At 33.8% G+C, this 15282-nt stretch carries 17 protein-coding genes; 3 read left to right on the top strand and 14 right to left on the bottom strand.

All coding sequences use genetic code 11. From position 1 onward, the window contains the following. A partial coding sequence (locus PVA17_RS17630) for a putative phage abortive infection protein (protein ID WP_274068428.1) occupies positions 1 to 1464 on the top strand: 1464 nt, incomplete at its 5' end. A gap of 237 nt (positions 1465 to 1701) precedes the next feature. Here the strand turns inward: PVA17_RS17630 and PVA17_RS17625 are convergent. From PVA17_RS17625 to rpsF, 7 genes are all read right to left on the bottom strand, one after another. Then, entirely contained in the window at positions 1702 to 2151 is a 450-nt protein-coding gene (locus PVA17_RS17625) for a hypothetical protein (protein ID WP_274068427.1), read from the bottom strand. A 2-nt stretch (positions 2152 to 2153) separates the two neighbouring features. After that, complete coding sequence (locus tag PVA17_RS17620; protein ID WP_274068426.1) at positions 2154 to 3701, bottom strand: tyrosine-type recombinase/integrase; 1548 nt, start codon at positions 3699 to 3701, stop codon at positions 2154 to 2156. Beyond that, complete coding sequence (locus PVA17_RS17615; protein WP_274068425.1) at positions 3694 to 5127, bottom strand: tyrosine-type recombinase/integrase; 1434 nt, start codon at positions 5125 to 5127, stop codon at positions 3694 to 3696. Before PVA17_RS17615 ends, PVA17_RS17620 begins: the two co-directional genes overlap by 8 nt. Further along, positions 5120 to 6232 carry a tyrosine-type recombinase/integrase gene (locus PVA17_RS17610; RefSeq protein WP_274068424.1) on the bottom strand — a complete coding sequence of 371 codons (1113 nt, stop codon included), beginning with the start codon at positions 6230 to 6232 and terminating at the stop codon, positions 5120 to 5122. Before PVA17_RS17610 ends, PVA17_RS17615 begins: the two co-directional genes overlap by 8 nt. A gap of 153 nt (positions 6233 to 6385) precedes the next feature. Then, positions 6386 to 6625 carry a 30S ribosomal protein S18 gene (rpsR, locus tag PVA17_RS17605; RefSeq protein ID WP_274068429.1) on the bottom strand — a complete coding sequence of 80 codons (240 nt, stop codon included), beginning with the start codon at positions 6623 to 6625 and terminating at the stop codon, positions 6386 to 6388. Between the two features lie 232 nt (positions 6626 to 6857). Beyond that, positions 6858 to 7427, bottom strand: a complete 570-nt coding sequence (gene ssb / locus PVA17_RS17600; RefSeq protein WP_132362511.1) for a single-stranded DNA-binding protein — start codon at positions 7425 to 7427, stop codon at positions 6858 to 6860. Positions 7428 to 7465: 38 nt separating this feature from the next. Continuing rightward, on the bottom strand, positions 7466 to 7753 hold the full coding sequence (gene rpsF, locus PVA17_RS17595; RefSeq protein ID WP_053482932.1) for a 30S ribosomal protein S6: 288 nt from the start codon (positions 7751 to 7753) through the stop codon (positions 7466 to 7468). A gap of 173 nt (positions 7754 to 7926) precedes the next feature. On the opposite strand from rpsF, the gene PVA17_RS17590 reads away from it, so the two are divergent. Further along, a complete protein-coding gene (locus PVA17_RS17590; protein ID WP_132362509.1) occupies positions 7927 to 8487 on the top strand; it encodes a DUF3267 domain-containing protein in 561 nt (186 codons plus the stop codon). Positions 8488 to 8548: 61 nt separating this feature from the next. Here the strand turns inward: PVA17_RS17590 and PVA17_RS17585 are convergent, their stop codons facing one another. From PVA17_RS17585 to PVA17_RS17570, 4 genes are all read right to left on the bottom strand, one after another. Beyond that, positions 8549 to 9589 carry an acyl-CoA dehydrogenase family protein gene (locus tag PVA17_RS17585; RefSeq protein WP_132362507.1) on the bottom strand — a complete coding sequence of 347 codons (1041 nt, stop codon included), beginning with the start codon at positions 9587 to 9589 and terminating at the stop codon, positions 8549 to 8551. Between the two features lie 82 nt (positions 9590 to 9671). Continuing rightward, a complete protein-coding gene (ychF, locus tag PVA17_RS17580; protein ID WP_274068423.1) occupies positions 9672 to 10772 on the bottom strand; it encodes a redox-regulated ATPase YchF in 1101 nt (366 codons plus the stop codon). Between the two features lie 261 nt (positions 10773 to 11033). After that, positions 11034 to 11234 carry a DUF951 domain-containing protein gene (locus PVA17_RS17575; protein ID WP_132362503.1) on the bottom strand — a complete coding sequence of 67 codons (201 nt, stop codon included), beginning with the start codon at positions 11232 to 11234 and terminating at the stop codon, positions 11034 to 11036. Between the two features lies 1 nt (position 11235). Continuing rightward, positions 11236 to 12114 carry a mechanosensitive ion channel family protein gene (locus PVA17_RS17570; RefSeq protein ID WP_132362501.1) on the bottom strand — a complete coding sequence of 293 codons (879 nt, stop codon included), beginning with the start codon at positions 12112 to 12114 and terminating at the stop codon, positions 11236 to 11238. Positions 12115 to 12207: 93 nt separating this feature from the next. On the opposite strand from PVA17_RS17570, the gene yyaC reads away from it, so the two are divergent. Beyond that, positions 12208 to 12840 carry a spore protease YyaC gene (gene yyaC, locus PVA17_RS17565; protein WP_132362499.1) on the top strand — a complete coding sequence of 211 codons (633 nt, stop codon included), beginning with the start codon at positions 12208 to 12210 and terminating at the stop codon, positions 12838 to 12840. Here yyaC and PVA17_RS17560 read toward each other — a convergent pair. The 3 genes from PVA17_RS17560 to PVA17_RS17550 form a co-directional block, all read right to left on the bottom strand. Beyond that, entirely contained in the window at positions 12760 to 13473 is a 714-nt protein-coding gene (locus PVA17_RS17560; RefSeq protein ID WP_132362497.1) for a DUF554 domain-containing protein, read from the bottom strand. The genes yyaC and PVA17_RS17560 overlap by 81 nt on opposite strands. Positions 13474 to 13551: 78 nt before the next feature. After that, positions 13552 to 14403: a ParB/RepB/Spo0J family partition protein gene (locus PVA17_RS17555; protein WP_132362495.1), complete on the bottom strand. Its 852-nt coding sequence runs from the start codon at positions 14401 to 14403 to the stop codon at positions 13552 to 13554. Then, complete coding sequence (locus PVA17_RS17550; protein WP_049662596.1) at positions 14396 to 15157, bottom strand: ParA family protein; 762 nt, start codon at positions 15155 to 15157, stop codon at positions 14396 to 14398. Before PVA17_RS17550 ends, PVA17_RS17555 begins: the two co-directional genes overlap by 8 nt. Between the last annotated feature and the right edge of the window lie 125 nt (positions 15158 to 15282).

Genomic DNA, 15282 nt, shown 5'->3' with positions numbered 1-15282 from the left:
AATTTGATTTTTATTTTTATATATTTATTACTTTTTGTAATACAAATAAGTCTTATTAAATCTAAATATAAAAAAACATGGATTTTTATATTGTTATCCTCTGGTATGTTACTAGGAGCTATGGGAGCTTACAATTTAATGGCTTATATGGCATTTGACCCTTCATTAGACACCCAAAGTCAAACTGATAGCATAATTAGAATATCTATCCCAATGATAGGATCGATAATAACTGCTTTTTCAGTCATTCTTGCTACTCAAAATGCGAATGTTGGAGAAAAAAGTGCAAAGAGAACGAGAGTGTTAGATTTAGTTAAATTCACTACCGATATAATAAAAGATGATGAAATAAATAAGAAAAGTATTAAAATTTTAAAACAACTTGAATCTGTATTAAAATCCAATAAAACGAGACTAGATATACTCGTTAATAACGGCGCACATTTTTGCTATGATTACTTAAATAAAGGTGAAAATCGCAAAAACATTTTGGCTGAATTAAATAAATTAAACTATGAAGTCGGGAGTATATATGATGAAAAGCAACAAGAATTAAAAGCTTTATTACAAAGTAATAATCTAAAAGATATGAGAAAATTGTGGATTTTGATTAATTATTTAGCAGGTTCTCCAGCAGTTAAACATGGGATTTTATCCGAAAAAAAAGAGTATGAATTAGATAACGAATGGATCGGTAAGGGTTTAAGAAAACATAAATTCTATTATGATTCTGTATTGAAAGATGAAAGACAAATTCTAAGAGGATTAATAATTGCTCATGCTAATCATGATTATCAAACACAAAAAATAAAGTACGAAGAAATCTTTAGAGTATGTAATCAATTCTTTGAATCTAAATATGATGAATTGGGGCATTTTTTCAGAACGACACATCGAACATTAAAGCTAATTAATCAATATTATGGAGATGAGCCAGAAGAACATAAAATGCAAATTGGTTTATTTCGCGCACAAATACCAAACACTGTAGCTATGGTTTTATTTTATAATGCATTTTTTACAGAACCAGGTAGAGGAATGGGAAGAGAAATGATAGCCTCTAGCTTATATGGGAATGCTGATGATTTTAAGTTTAATCTCAATAATAACCATAAGCACCTTATTAAAGCACAACATTTTTATGACAAAGATAGATTTTTAAGTGACCAAAATGCGTATATATGTGCAACTTTATTAACACAAAGTGACAAAAGTAAAAAAGCTTCGAATGATCTAAAGAAAATTTATAAAAAACAAAAATTAAAGAAAGCCGTTTTAAAGCTCAAAAATTTATTCATTTCTAAAAGTGAACATAGTTATTTGAAAGATGAAATTATCGAATATAATTTTTCTAAAGAAGAAAGTTTCTTACATAACTTGTTTAAGTCACATTTTGAAGAAAATTCAGTTGGATATCCAGAACAGTTCAAGATTTTTATTTTTGACAAACCGAGTAAAAAATGATATCATACAAATACAGTTTTACCTCATAGCTCGAATTTTTACATGAGCATGACTATAAAAAGTTATTTTGATTTTTATGAATAGTTAAAGATGTGTTTTAGATGGTTTTACACTTAAAAAAAACCAAAAAGACCTATTCTTATTAGAATAGGTCTTTTAAATTTTGGATATTTTTTGTAAACTCCGTAAAATGCTCAATTTTTATTACCTTACGCTTTTATCCACTTTTAAATGATTTTAACATGAGTTTTTGTTATCTAGTTGGACAACTTTAAAATTACGTTGCAGCTGTAGAAGTTCTTCTAAATCGTGTAAACGTCTTTTTAAAGTGTTATTTTCTTTCGTAAGGATCATATTTTGTTCAAGGATAAGTTTTTTATCTCCTATAAGCTGTTTATTTTTCTCACGAAGCTTTTCGATACGTTCCGCTTGCACAGAACCTTTAGACTTTCTCTCAATGGATGTAGAGGTGTTTAAATCACTTTGTAATGACATTGCTTCTTCTACCATCAATTTTAGATCAAGGCGATTGTAAAGAGTTTTTCTTGAAATTCCGGCTTGTTCGCTAACATTTTTAATATTTATAGGCAGCTTACATTTTTTCAAGTATGTTAGAGCCTCTTCCACTTTTACCGTTGTTTTTGCACGATTAATTTCTGCTAAGGACAACTTTTTGTTTTCAGTCATAGTTATATATCTTCCTTTTTAGCGATTTTTCGCTTTAAATCTGAAACATACTTCTCCAACATCCCAAGCTGATAACGAAGTTTCGTGGTGTATATATTCTTATCTGTATCAAGTATATTTAACTCTCGCTGAACTTTATCAAGTCGTTTTTCGTAAATTGGCAAATATTCTGCAGACGCTAAGAATTCATTACACCCAAGGCAAATCCCATCTTGCTTACAGGGTTCGCCACGCATAGGGTGATGTAAACATAGACCATGCGGTAAAAGTTCTATCTTCAATGCTTTACGCATTTTATCAACTTGATTCGTAGTAAGTCCTTTAAATGGATTTTCTTCACCTTCGATTGATTCTAATACAATCTTGTTCGTTGATGTAACTGGTATTTCACCAGTTAAAATCTCTTTAATAATCTCTTGTTTATTCCCTTTTGTATGATCATACGTTTCGGTCATCATGATTGATTTATGGTTCATCATTTCAGCTACATCTTGAAGTTTCATGCCACTTTTTAATGCGTATGTCGCAAATATATGACGGAAATAATGTGCTGTTAAGTGTATTAATTGACCGTTTTCATCTCTAATATCATGCTTCTGAATAAAAGGTTTCAATCGCTTATCAGTCCAATTTGAAAAACTTGCTAATTGGATTGTATTTGCCTTATTTCGTGACTTCATTAAGAATAAGTATTTACTATCCGTTTTCTTTCTAAAAGAAGTTGAATGTTCTTCTAAGCGTTGTATTGTGCTTACTACTAATTCATTTGCGGGCTTTGTAACGCTAATAGCCGTTTTTGTCGTTTTTGAAGTTCTATATCTTATTTGATATTCTCCGTTAATTACACTTAGACAACCAGCTTCTAATGTAATGCATTCACTAATTCGTAAACCTAATTGGCTCATTAAAATAATGCTTGCAGCTACTAAAATATCTTTTTCATCATTCAATTGACCTTTGGCAATATCAATAATCTTATTCACGACTGTTTCACTGGGTAAAACTTTATTCGTCTTACCAAACTTCGTTCCCTCTTTAATGCCTTTGTTTCGGAGTATCAATTCATCATATAGACACTCTACACCCTTACCAACGTTACTTTTAAACCATTTACGTTGTGTCCCTCTTACAATCAATTCTTTTAAAACTTGTGCTGATTTCTTAATGCTGATTGAACTTAAATTCAACGTAAATAGATAATTAAAATACTCATTGAGTGTTGCTTTTGAAAAATCTGCAAATGATTGAATTGAATTATTTTGATTAAGAAAATTTACTAATGGGTTAAACGCATCATACTTCCTTTTAACAGAACCAAACGTAACCATGAGCAATTCAGAAACTATATATTGTTTGATGGTTGTTTGAATCTCTTTCCATTGACTGAACTTTGTGAAATTAAGTCGAAATTTATTATCTGCCCAATGAACGTTATCCACAAACCCTTTAAAATCCCATAAATTTTCACTAAAACTATTATTACCACAACGAAAATCTTGTTTAGTCTGATTCGGTATATAATCAACAAGCATTAGGTTTGAATTAGACATTACCCTCACTACTTTCTAAAGATTCTAAACGACATATAATATCTTCTAACGTCTTTTCAGTTTGATTAAGGACATACTCATTCCCAAATAAATCTTCGCCCATATAACGCAGTTTATCGGCTCTTAGACGTTTTAAATGGTTCTTATGAATATCCAAGTATTCTGGAGTAGTTATAAACTTCGGGCAGAATAAACAGGCATTAGGTTTGATACAATTCGCCACTTTCTTTTCGATAGGTTTTGTACATGCACCGTCAGGAAGTTGAATTGTCATTTTAATTTCTTTTGAAAGTTCATTACCTTGTTTGTCACTTAACGAACTAACTGTAGGTTTGATTAATCCAATAAAACCCAATTTCTTATATTCACTCGTCAATTTATCATTTCGAACTTTTGCATATAATCTAGTTGAATGCATAGACTCATGCCCTAAATACTGCATTACTTCAAATGGTGACATACCATTATTAATTAAGTCAGTTCCCATTTGATGTCGAAACTGATGAAATCGTAGTTGCACCAATTGTCCGCTTGTTTCAGTTATATTGTATTTCTCCACAAATTTTTTCTCCAAAAATTGTCTTGCTCTAAATTGTTGTAGAAAATTGTATTTCTTTTTATACACTAGGTAAATAAAAAATAATTTATTACTTCCAAGCTCTGATCTGATTTGCATAGTTAATTCATTTAAAAATTTAATTGCTTTTACAACTTTTGTGTTGATAGGAATAAACCTTTCGGTTTCATTTTTTTCGCTTACTACCTCAAGTAAATACTTATTCATTAAATCTTTTCTCAAACAATCTTCATGAAGCATTAATGCTTCAGACAATCTTATACCTGTGTGACGAAGAACAGTTATTAAAGCCCATAGTGTTTGCTCATTGAATGATAATTCATCTAAATTACTAGCCATTTCATTTAAAGCATTATCAATTTGCGTTAAAACATCATCTGAAATCAATGTACTTTTCAGTGTATCTTCATTTTGTAATGTTCTATACTCTGTACCGTCAAAAACATCTATATTTGGAAAACCAGCTATTTCAAACAATTGACCAAACTCTATAATATGCTTTAAAGCTGCCATACTCACAGCTCTAGTTGAAGGACTTTTCAATGTTGCCAATAAATAATGAACATATTCTTCAACTATTTCAAAAGTGATACTAGAAAAATCACTAAATTCATAATTATTATCTTTTAAAAATTTAAAGAATCTTTCCAAAGAATAATTATAACGATTTAACGTACTTAGCTTTAAACGCCCTATTTTAATTGATTCTCTAGTAATATGTTTAATTGTTTTCTTAAACCATTCATTTGGTAGAAACTCAAAATTAAATATATAATCTGCCAAATCATCATTTGCAGGCAATATCCATATATTTTTAGACATATCTAGTAATGGCGTAATATTATTCAAAGTTTATGCAACCGCCTTTTTGATGTAAGTAACGTTCATGTGCTTTCATTAAAGTTTCAAGAGAAGTTTTTGCATATTGAGATGTTGTTTCAATACTTGAGTGACCTAACCTATCTTTAATTACGTTTATATCTACGCCTAAATTTTTCAATTCTGTTGCATGTGTATGTCTTAACGCATGAGGTGATAGTTTAAAATACTTAACTTGGCTAAGTAATGCTATTTCACTAAAAGAAGACTCAATAGCATTTCTCGTTAATGGCTGACCATAATTTGCTTTTGAATGTGATACAAAAATGTAATCAACACTTTCTGTTTGCGGTCTATGGTATAACACATAATCGTCTATTGCTTGTAATAATGAATTTGAAACTGGTGTAATACGTTCCCCGGTTTTCAATTGTCTATCTAGAGATGTTTCATGACGTTCAATCAGATAAATGTTACCCACTGCCGATGATGGGTCTGGATAATCGAAATCACTAATTTTTAAATGAAGTAATTCTGAAACTCGAAAACCTGTTTCATATAATAAGCGGAAGATTAGCTGATTACGAAATTTAAGTGCTTCATCGTTACTCCATAATGTTGAAATCGTTTTATAAAATATTTGCAATGTATCTTGTCGTAACAGCTTCCTATCTGCTTTCTTTCTCACTTTTCTTCTGAAATAATTACTTAACCCTTTATCCCAACTCTTTGTTACATGTTTTAAATAACCTTTATTTTCATTAGGATAGTAACCTTTTATCTTTACAAGTGGTGATTCCTCAACAAACCCACCAATAACTTCCATATGTCTATAAAATGAACTAACTGTTGCTAAGTAACGATTTAGTGTTGCAGGAGAAACTTTGCCAATAGCTTTCCGATTATCAATAAACTCAATAAAGTTTGGTATGTCTGATGGATTTACTTCATAAAACTTTAATTTTTCCTGTTCAAGCCATAAATAAAAAATTTTTAAATCTTCTAAGTAGCTTTTCACAGTATTTGGTGATAGTCCTTTTTGCTCTAAAGTATTCGTAAAATCCAATACCTCTGAAATAATCTTCATATTAGTATCTACTAACACATATGAAGATATAGTTTTTTCAACCTTCATATTTAAATCACCCCTTAAAACAAGAACGTATATTCCTAAATATTAAAATATACCATTTTACAAAATTATTCAAATTTTAGTACTTAAACCCTCAAATAAAAACAAAAAAAATACAACAAGGGCTAATCAAGCCTTGTTGTATTTTTGTTATTTTTATTTATCTTCAGCAACGAATGGAAGTAATCCCATGATACGAGATACTTTAATAGCTGAAGTTAATTTACGTTGGTACTTAGCGCTAGTGCCAGTTACGCGACGTGGTAAGATTTTACCGCGTTCAGAGATGAATTTTTTTAATAAATCTACATCTTTATAGTCGATATGCGTAATGTTATTAGCAGTGAAGTAGCAAACTTTACGGCGTTTGCGGCCTCCGCGACGTGGTGCCATTATAGGTATCCTCCTTTATTAAGATTAGTGAATTCTAAAGATTACACAGTGTTTGTAATTTATAATGAATAAATAGGTATATATTTCAATACATTACACACTAAAATAAAACACTGTAAATAACCTTTAAAAATATAGATGCGTTTGAAGTCCTAGATTACACAGTGTAAAACACTAAAAACATTGATTTTTCAAGGTTTAAGTAGCATTTATAGATTACACAGTTTTATACCCGTTAAAATGGTAAGTCATCCTCAGATACTTCTATCGGTCCTTTGCTATTAGCAAATGGATCCTCATCTACACGTGTATAATTCGGCTGATTCATAGGTGGTTGATTTTGCTGATAAGCATCGCCGCCAAATGAACCCTGCCCTGGCATAGCACCACCAAACTGTTGCTGTGGTTGTCCACCGCCATATGACGGTTGATTATTACCGTAAGTATTCTGCCCACCATATTGAGGAGCAGGAGCACCGCTAGTATTACGAGGCTCTAAAAACTGTACGCTATCAGCCACTACATCTGTTGTGTATACTCGTTTACCATCTTGTCCTTCATAGCTGCCTGTTTGAATGCGACCTTCTACTCCAATCAAACTTCCTTTTCGCATGAAGTTCGCTAAGTTTTCAGCCTGTTTGCGCCAAGCAACACAGCTAATGAAATCAGCTTCGCGTTCACCTTGTTGGTTTGAGAATGTTCGATTCACAGCAACTGTAAATCTTGTAGACGCAACACCATTAGGCGTATAGCGTAGCTCAGGATCTTTTGTTAGTCTTCCAACTAATACGACACGGTTTATCATCAGAAATGCAACCTCCTTTTCAGCATTTTGTTAAATGATTATGCTTCTTGGCGAACCGCAATGTGACGAATGATATCTTCGCTAATGTTAGCAAGACGTGTGTATTCGTTAATTGCTTCTGAAGTAGCGTTTACTTTCACGATTTGGTAGAAACCTTCGCGGAAGTCTTGAATTTCATAAGCTAAGCGGCGTTTGCCCCACTCTTTTGATTCGATGACTTCTGCACCGTTAGAAGTTAAGATTTCGTTGAAACGTTCAACTAAAGCTTTCTTCGCTTCGTCTTCAATGTTCGGACGTACGATGTACATTAATTCGTATTTTCTCATCTGTTTACACCTCCTTATGGACTTAGGCTCTCCTGTATACAGGGAGCAAGGAGCAAGTAATAATTATTACTCACATCAATGAATTGTAACATATAGATACATGTCTTTCAAGTCGCAACCAAACAATTCTTTCTATATAATGAACTTAATTCATGAATGAGAGGAGGATCTTCATGCTACCAGATCAAGAACCTATTGTAATAGAGTTGGATATAAAAAAACTAATGATGGATAATATTGTTGTCACAAGTGGTCTTGTCATATTATTTGTAGCTATTCAAGCTATTTGCTTTAAAGATTTTGATTTTTCATTTTGGAATATGATACTTGGATCTTTCCTTTTTGTTATTCTGTATATTATTTTCATTGTCTTACATGAAGCCTTTCATTTAATTGGCTTTATGGTCTTTGGAGGCGTCCCCTTTAAATCGTTAAAATATGGCCTGAATTTAGAGCTTGGCATAGCGTACGCAACAACTGAACAACCGTTACCGAATCATGCAATGAAAAAAGCTTTATTACTTCCATTTTGGACAACTGGTGTTCTCCCGACAATTGCTGGTTTCTACTTTAACAGTACTGTTTTAGTATTAGTAGGTGCTTTTTTAATCGCTGGAGCAGTTGGTGATTTTTCCATGTATACAGCATTACGAAAATACCCAAAAAATGCATTCATACAAGATGATCCTCATTTACCTAAGCTTTATGTATATTTGCCCGAGGAAAAGAAATAACTTTGCTGAGCGTCACGTTACAAATAGAATCTGCTTGTCCCCAAGCAGGTTCTATTTTTATTTATGGCGTTAAAAAACTATGCTGTGCTGCTGTATATAAATTTCTCCAAATACGATTAATGGAGGATGTCTCCGTAATTGCATCCATGCCAAGTCTACGTATTAAGCTATTGGCAATGTCTACACAAGCCGCTGCAGTATCTTTACTTATTCTTGAAAATTGTTGGAGTTGTTCTTCAGTCAACTCATGACCTTCTTTATGTTTTTGCCAGTATTCGTTCAACAGTAAATAATATCGTTCTTCAAGCTGTTTAAAGTTCTTCTGTTGCTGCATCAATAAAAATTGTGTTGCACCCATACGTTCGGTACGGCTTGGATCATGCTTTCTTTGCTTTACTAAAATAGACGACTCTTCTAAGAAATTTTCTGTTATCCCAAGACAAACACTTAGAAATGAGGCTTCTGCAAATGCTCCAAACGGAAAACTATGTACCGTGCTTCCAAAATTGTTTTTAATTATACCCAATTGGAATGTTTCCTCTTGTGGTACCCAAACATTTTGCACACGGATCGTATGACTAGCTGTCGCTTTTAAGCCCATTGCTCGCCAATCATTAAGAATCTCTACTTGATCACGATATACTGAGCAACTAATTATTTCATCTGTCCTATTTCCTTCATCCTCGACAACGCAATTCATCGTAAAAGTTGTAGCATAATTTGAGCCACTACAATACTTCCATTGACCAGTAACACGATAGCCCCCATCGATTTTTTCTGCTACGCCAGTAGGATAGCCACTGCCTGCTATGACTGCATTTCTTGGTGAAAACATTTTTTCAACAACCTCTTTGTTCAATGTTGGAATAAACACGTTACCTCCTGTTCCTATTGTGACAAGCCAGCCAAAGTTACCATCAAGTGCAGACATCTGCTGAAATACTTTAATGCCCTCTAGTAGATCTAAATCTTTACCGCCTAATTCCTTTGCGGTAAATAGCTTAAACAATTGATGCTCATAAATAAGATCTAATATGTCTTCTGGTAATTTACCTAACTCCTCTATTTCTAAACCACGATCTTTTATTTGTAAAATGTTCATACTGTCCCTCCTAATTGAAAATTCAGATAAAATGATATACAAAAAAAGACAATCTTTTGAAAGATTGCCCCCTGTTTGTTTTTTATACATTGAAACGGAATAACATAATATCGCCGTCTTGTACCACATACTCTTTACCTTCAAGACGTACTTTCCCAGCTTCTTTAGCAGCAGGTTGAGAACCAGCTTCTACTAAATCTTCGAAAGCAACTGTTTCTGCACGAATAAATCCACGTTCAAAGTCTGTATGAATGATTCCTGCACATTGTGGTGCCTTCATACCTTTACGGAACGTCCATGCACGTACCTCTTGTACCCCAGCAGTGAAATAAGTTGCTAGCCCTAGTAAATCATATGAAGTACGGATTAACTGGTCTAAACCAGATTCTTTAATGCCTAGTTCTTCTAAGAACATTGATTTTTCTTCATCATCAAGCTCAGAAATTTCTTCCTCAATTTTTGCACAAATTGTGATAACTTGAGCTCCTTCTGCAGCCGCATACTCACGTACCTTTTGCACATATTCGTTATTATCTGCATCAGCTACTTCATCTTCTGCAACGTTTGCCACATAAAGCATAGGTTTAATTGTTAACAGATGAAGTCCTTTAATAACCTTTAGCTCGTCTTCTGAAAGCTCTGCAGCGCGTGCTGGTCGGCCGTTTTCTAATTGTTCTTTAACTTTCACAAGAATTGGTTCTTCGATCATGGCTTCTTTGTCTTTTTGCTTTGCCATTTTGCTAACACGTTGTAATCGCTTATCAACAGATTCTAAATCAGCAAGTGCAAGCTCTAAATTAATGACTTCAATATCGTCAATCGGATCTACTCCACCTGATACGTGCGTAATATTTTCATCAACAAAACAACGTACAACTTGGCAAATTGCATCTACTTCACGAATATGAGCAAGGAATTTGTTCCCTAATCCTTCACCCTTTGAAGCGCCTTTTACGATCCCTGCAATATCTGTAAACTCAAATGCTGTTGGGACTGTTTTTTTAGGTGTTACTAATTCTGTTAATTTATCTAAACGTGCATCTGGTACTTCAACAATACCGACGTTCGGATCGATTGTTGCGAATGGATAGTTTGCAGCCAATGCGCCCGCTTTTGTAATTGCGTTAAATAATGTTGATTTTCCAACGTTAGGTAAACCAACGATTCCAGCTGTTAATGCCATGTATGGACACAACCTTTCTATGATCTGTTCAAATTTGCTCTTAATAACGGATACTGTGAGGTTACAGAAATCCTCACTGATTCATCACTGTATAACCCTATCTATTATATTGATTCACTTCTAAAAAGTCTAATACACATCCATTTCGTCTTGGCATAATTGCGTCCGGAATTTGAATTGTAACCGTACAATTTTTTCCTTTCAAAATCCATGGCATCGTCAATCAGTGGGTTCAGAACACTTACTGATTGAAGATAAAAACTAGTCCTCGCTAGCCGAAATGATAACCTTTTTCATTTTTTTCTCAAATTCACGGCGCGGAATCATGACACTATGCTGACAGCCTTCACATTTAATGCGTACATCCGCCCCCATCCGAATAATTTTCCATTCATTTGTACCGCATGGGTGCTGCTTTTTCATTTCAACAATATCGTTTAAACCAAATTTCTTTGCTTCCATATTACTCACTTCTCCCTTCTTCATTAACACCATAGAACATCATTTTTGGTTGAGCCATTGGTATATTATTTTCTTCAAAGAGTTTTGTAACATCACGACGAATCGTACGAGCCACTCCATGTTGTTGCTGTGGTAATGTTTCTGCGGCTATACGAATCGTTACCTCTGTCCCCTTAACATTTTGTACACCTAAAAAGACAGGTACTGCTACAAGTTCCTTATGAAGGTCAGGTAAAGTATTTAAATACTTTTTAATAATAGATTCAGCTTTTTCGAAATTGGCATCGGTCGTCATTTGTAAATCTATATAAATTTTTGAGTTGTTAACAGAGTAATTGACAACCTCACCTATCGAACCATTCGGAATAATAAACTGCTCTCCTGTAGAACCATTAATCTTTGTTGTACGTAAACCGATTTCTACAACAGTTCCTTCAGCAGCATTTATTTTTATATAATCGCCAACACCAAATTGGTCTTCAAAAATAATAAAGAATCCAGTAATGACGTCTTTTACTAAACTTTGCGCACCAAAACCAATTGCTAAGCCGACAATCCCTGCTCCAGCCAATAGCCCTGCTATCTTAATCTCTAAGATCGAGAGAATAGCAATGATTGCTGAAAAATAAACAACATAGGAAATGACACTTTGTAATAATCTTGAAATTGTTGTTTGTCGACGTTCTGAATGATCTAAAGGTGAACGCATACGCATTAAAAATACTTTTTTAATAAACTTTTTTCCTAACCGTACAGCTAGCCACGATACAATCAAGATAATAATAATCTTAACCGAAGCTTTTGTTATACTTATCCAGAGCTCCTCTGACATCAACTTATCCCAACTGCTCTTTAAAAACCTTTCACTAAACCAATCCATTATTACCACCTCTTGAATAACTTGCTAAAAATTTGCGTATACTGCATAAAAATCGAGCACTTCTTACAAATAAAAAGGAAAGTGAGTTTTTTTATGAATACTATACCAAAATTATTACTTCCTTATTCTCTTCATCATGAAAGTAAAAATATCGTTTGGCAGTTGAGTACATTATTTTTAGAACATATACCCTTTCATCATGAACGCCTTATTTTCTGTTGTATTGGAAGTGACCGTTGTACGGGTGATACACTTGGACCATTAACAGGTAGCTTCCTAAAAAAGTCTGTTAGTTTTCCATATGAAATTGTAGGCTCTTTAGACAATCCTTTGCATGCTCTTAATTTAGACACTACTATGCAACAGCTACACAATCATACTATAAAACCATTCATTATTGCGATTGATGCATGTCTTGGAAGTGAACAAAACGTTGGACATATTTCTGTACAGAATGGACCTATTTTTCCGGGGAAAGCTGTCAAAAAACAATTACCTCCCATCGGCGATATTTCCATTAAAGGAATAGTCAATGTTGGAGGCTTTATGGAAATGCTTGTTTTACAAAATACAAGACTTCATATTTCTTATGCAATGGCGGAAAAACTTTCAAGAGCTCTATTGCTCGCTACACATCGTTACTCACTAAAAAATATAGAAGATAGCAACCACAATACCAACAATGATGAGACCTGGCAACAAGTTAGCAGCTTTGATCTTAGTTAAGCCTGCTATATTTAAACCAATGGCAAAAATCATAACACCACCTACAGCAGTCATTTCTTGAATAAACATTTGTAGTGCAGCATCTGGTATAAAAGAGCTAATAACACCCGCAAAAAGTGCAATTAATCCTTGATAAACGAATACAGGTACTGCAGATAATAGCACGCCAATACCTAATGTAGATGTTAAGATTATCGATATAAATCCATCGATTAATCCTTTCGTAATAAGTATATTATGATCGTTACGCAGACCACTATCGAGTGCACCAATGACGCCCATAGAGCCAACTACAAATATTAAAGATGCCGTTACAAAACCTTCTGCTATGCCAATTTGATTATTATCAGTTCGATTTTTACTAAATAAAGATTCTACCCATTTCCCAAGTCTATTCATTTGCTTATCTAAATCTAACCACTCACCAATTACTGTACCTACCACTAAACTAATCATTAAAATAATAAAATTATCACTTTCAAAGCCCATTTTAATCCCTAAAAGTGCAACTGCTAATCCAATAATCGATAATACAGTAGATTTCATCGATTCAGGAATATTTTTAAAGATACGTCCTACTAATGCACCTATCATAATAAGCAAAGCGTTAATTAATGCCCCTAGTAATACCACGTCCCAACCTTCCTTCTCTCTAGAAAAATAGAGAGCGCCTTGTAGTTCGGCGCTCTGATCACGTTATTGATATATCTCTTATTCTTCTTCCTGTAAATTTAATATTTCTAAAATACGTTCTAAATCATCTTCAGAGTAAAATTCAATTTCAATTTTCCCTTTATTATTAGATTTTCTAATTTGTACATTTGTTCCAAAGTAATCACGTAACTGTGATTCCTTTGCTGCCACGAATATATCTTTTTTCTTTTGTTGAGTTGTTTCACGTGAAACTTCTTCATTCAAATTGTGTACTAACATTTCAACTTGCCGTACGTTTAAACCTTGTTTGATGACCTTATTTGCCACTTCTGATATTCTTCTTTTATTTTTCAATCCAAGTAATGCTCGTCCTTGCCCCATCGATAATGTTCCATCATTCATAAACTCACGAACATCCTCTGGTAATGCAAGTAAACGAACATGATTGGCAATATGCGGTCTACTTTTCCCTAATCTTTTGGATAGCTCCTCTTGCGTTAAATGTAAGCTTTCCATTAAGCTTTGATAGGCCTCAGCCTCTTCAATAACTGTCAAATCTTCACGCTGTAGATTTTCTAAAATAGCTAGTTCCATCATTTGCGCATCTGATAGCTCTTTTATAATAGCTGGAATAACCTCTAAGCCTGCTAATTGAGTCGCTCTATATCGGCGTTCTCCGGCAACGATTTCATATTTACGTCCTTTTTTACGTACAGCAATTGGCTGTAAAATACCATGTTCCTGTATAGAGTCAGCTAATTCTTGTAAAGTTTCTTCATCAAAAATTTTACGGGGCTGAAATGGGTTTGCGATGATAAGCTCTAATTGTATTTCTTCCACTTGCCCACTTTGTTCTATAGACTCTCCAGGAAATAATGCACCTATGCCTCTTCCTAGACCTTTAGCCATTTTTAATCACTTCCCTCGCCATCTCTAAATACACTTCTGCACCTCTTGATTTTGCATCATAAATGATAATCGGCTGCCCATGACTTGGAGCCTCACTTAATCGCACATTACGAGGAATAATTGTTTTGTATACTTTATCTTGGAAATACTTTTTCACTTCATCAATAACTTGTAAGCCAAGGTTTGTTCGTGCATCAAGCATCGTTAACAATACACCATCAATGTATAATTGCTGATTTAAATGTTTTTGCACTAAACGGACAGTTGATAACAACTGGCTTAACCCCTCTAATGCGTAATATTCGCATTGTACAGGAATAATAAGTGCATCCGAAGCAGTTAAAGCATTAATTGTTAGTAGCCCTAACGAAGGTGGGCAATCAATAATAATATAATCATAGTCTTCTTTTACATCTTGAAGTGCGTGCTTTAAACGTACTTCTCTGGAAATTGTCGAAACTAATTCTATTTCTGCTCCTGCAAGTGAAATGGTTGCTGGAACGATTGCTAAGTTTTCGACATTTGTTTGTTGAATGACATTTTCAACGTTTTCATCATCAATTAATACATCATAAATACAGCCTTGAAGTTCTCCTTTATTTACACCAAGTCCACTTGTTGTATTGCCTTGTGGATCAGTATCGATTAAGAGCACTTTCTTCCCTAAGTATGCTAGACAAGCGCTCAAATTGACCGATGTCGTTGTTTTTCCTACGCCACCCTTTTGATTGGCGATTGCTATAATTCTACCCATTTAAAAGCACCTGCTTTCATCTATCAAAGGTTCACTTTGATAAATCATTTGTAAAATCACTGATCAATTATGCCTCGGCATAATTGTGTCCGGATTCGGCTTTGTGCTTGCACAAAGCCGAATCC

It is taken from the genome of Lysinibacillus sp. CNPSo 3705, from assembly GCF_028674935.1.
GTDB lineage: Bacteria > Bacillota > Bacilli > Bacillales_A > Planococcaceae > Lysinibacillus.
The sequence above is the reverse complement of the archived record's forward strand: the minus strand, read 5'-3'. Positions and strand labels throughout refer to the sequence as shown.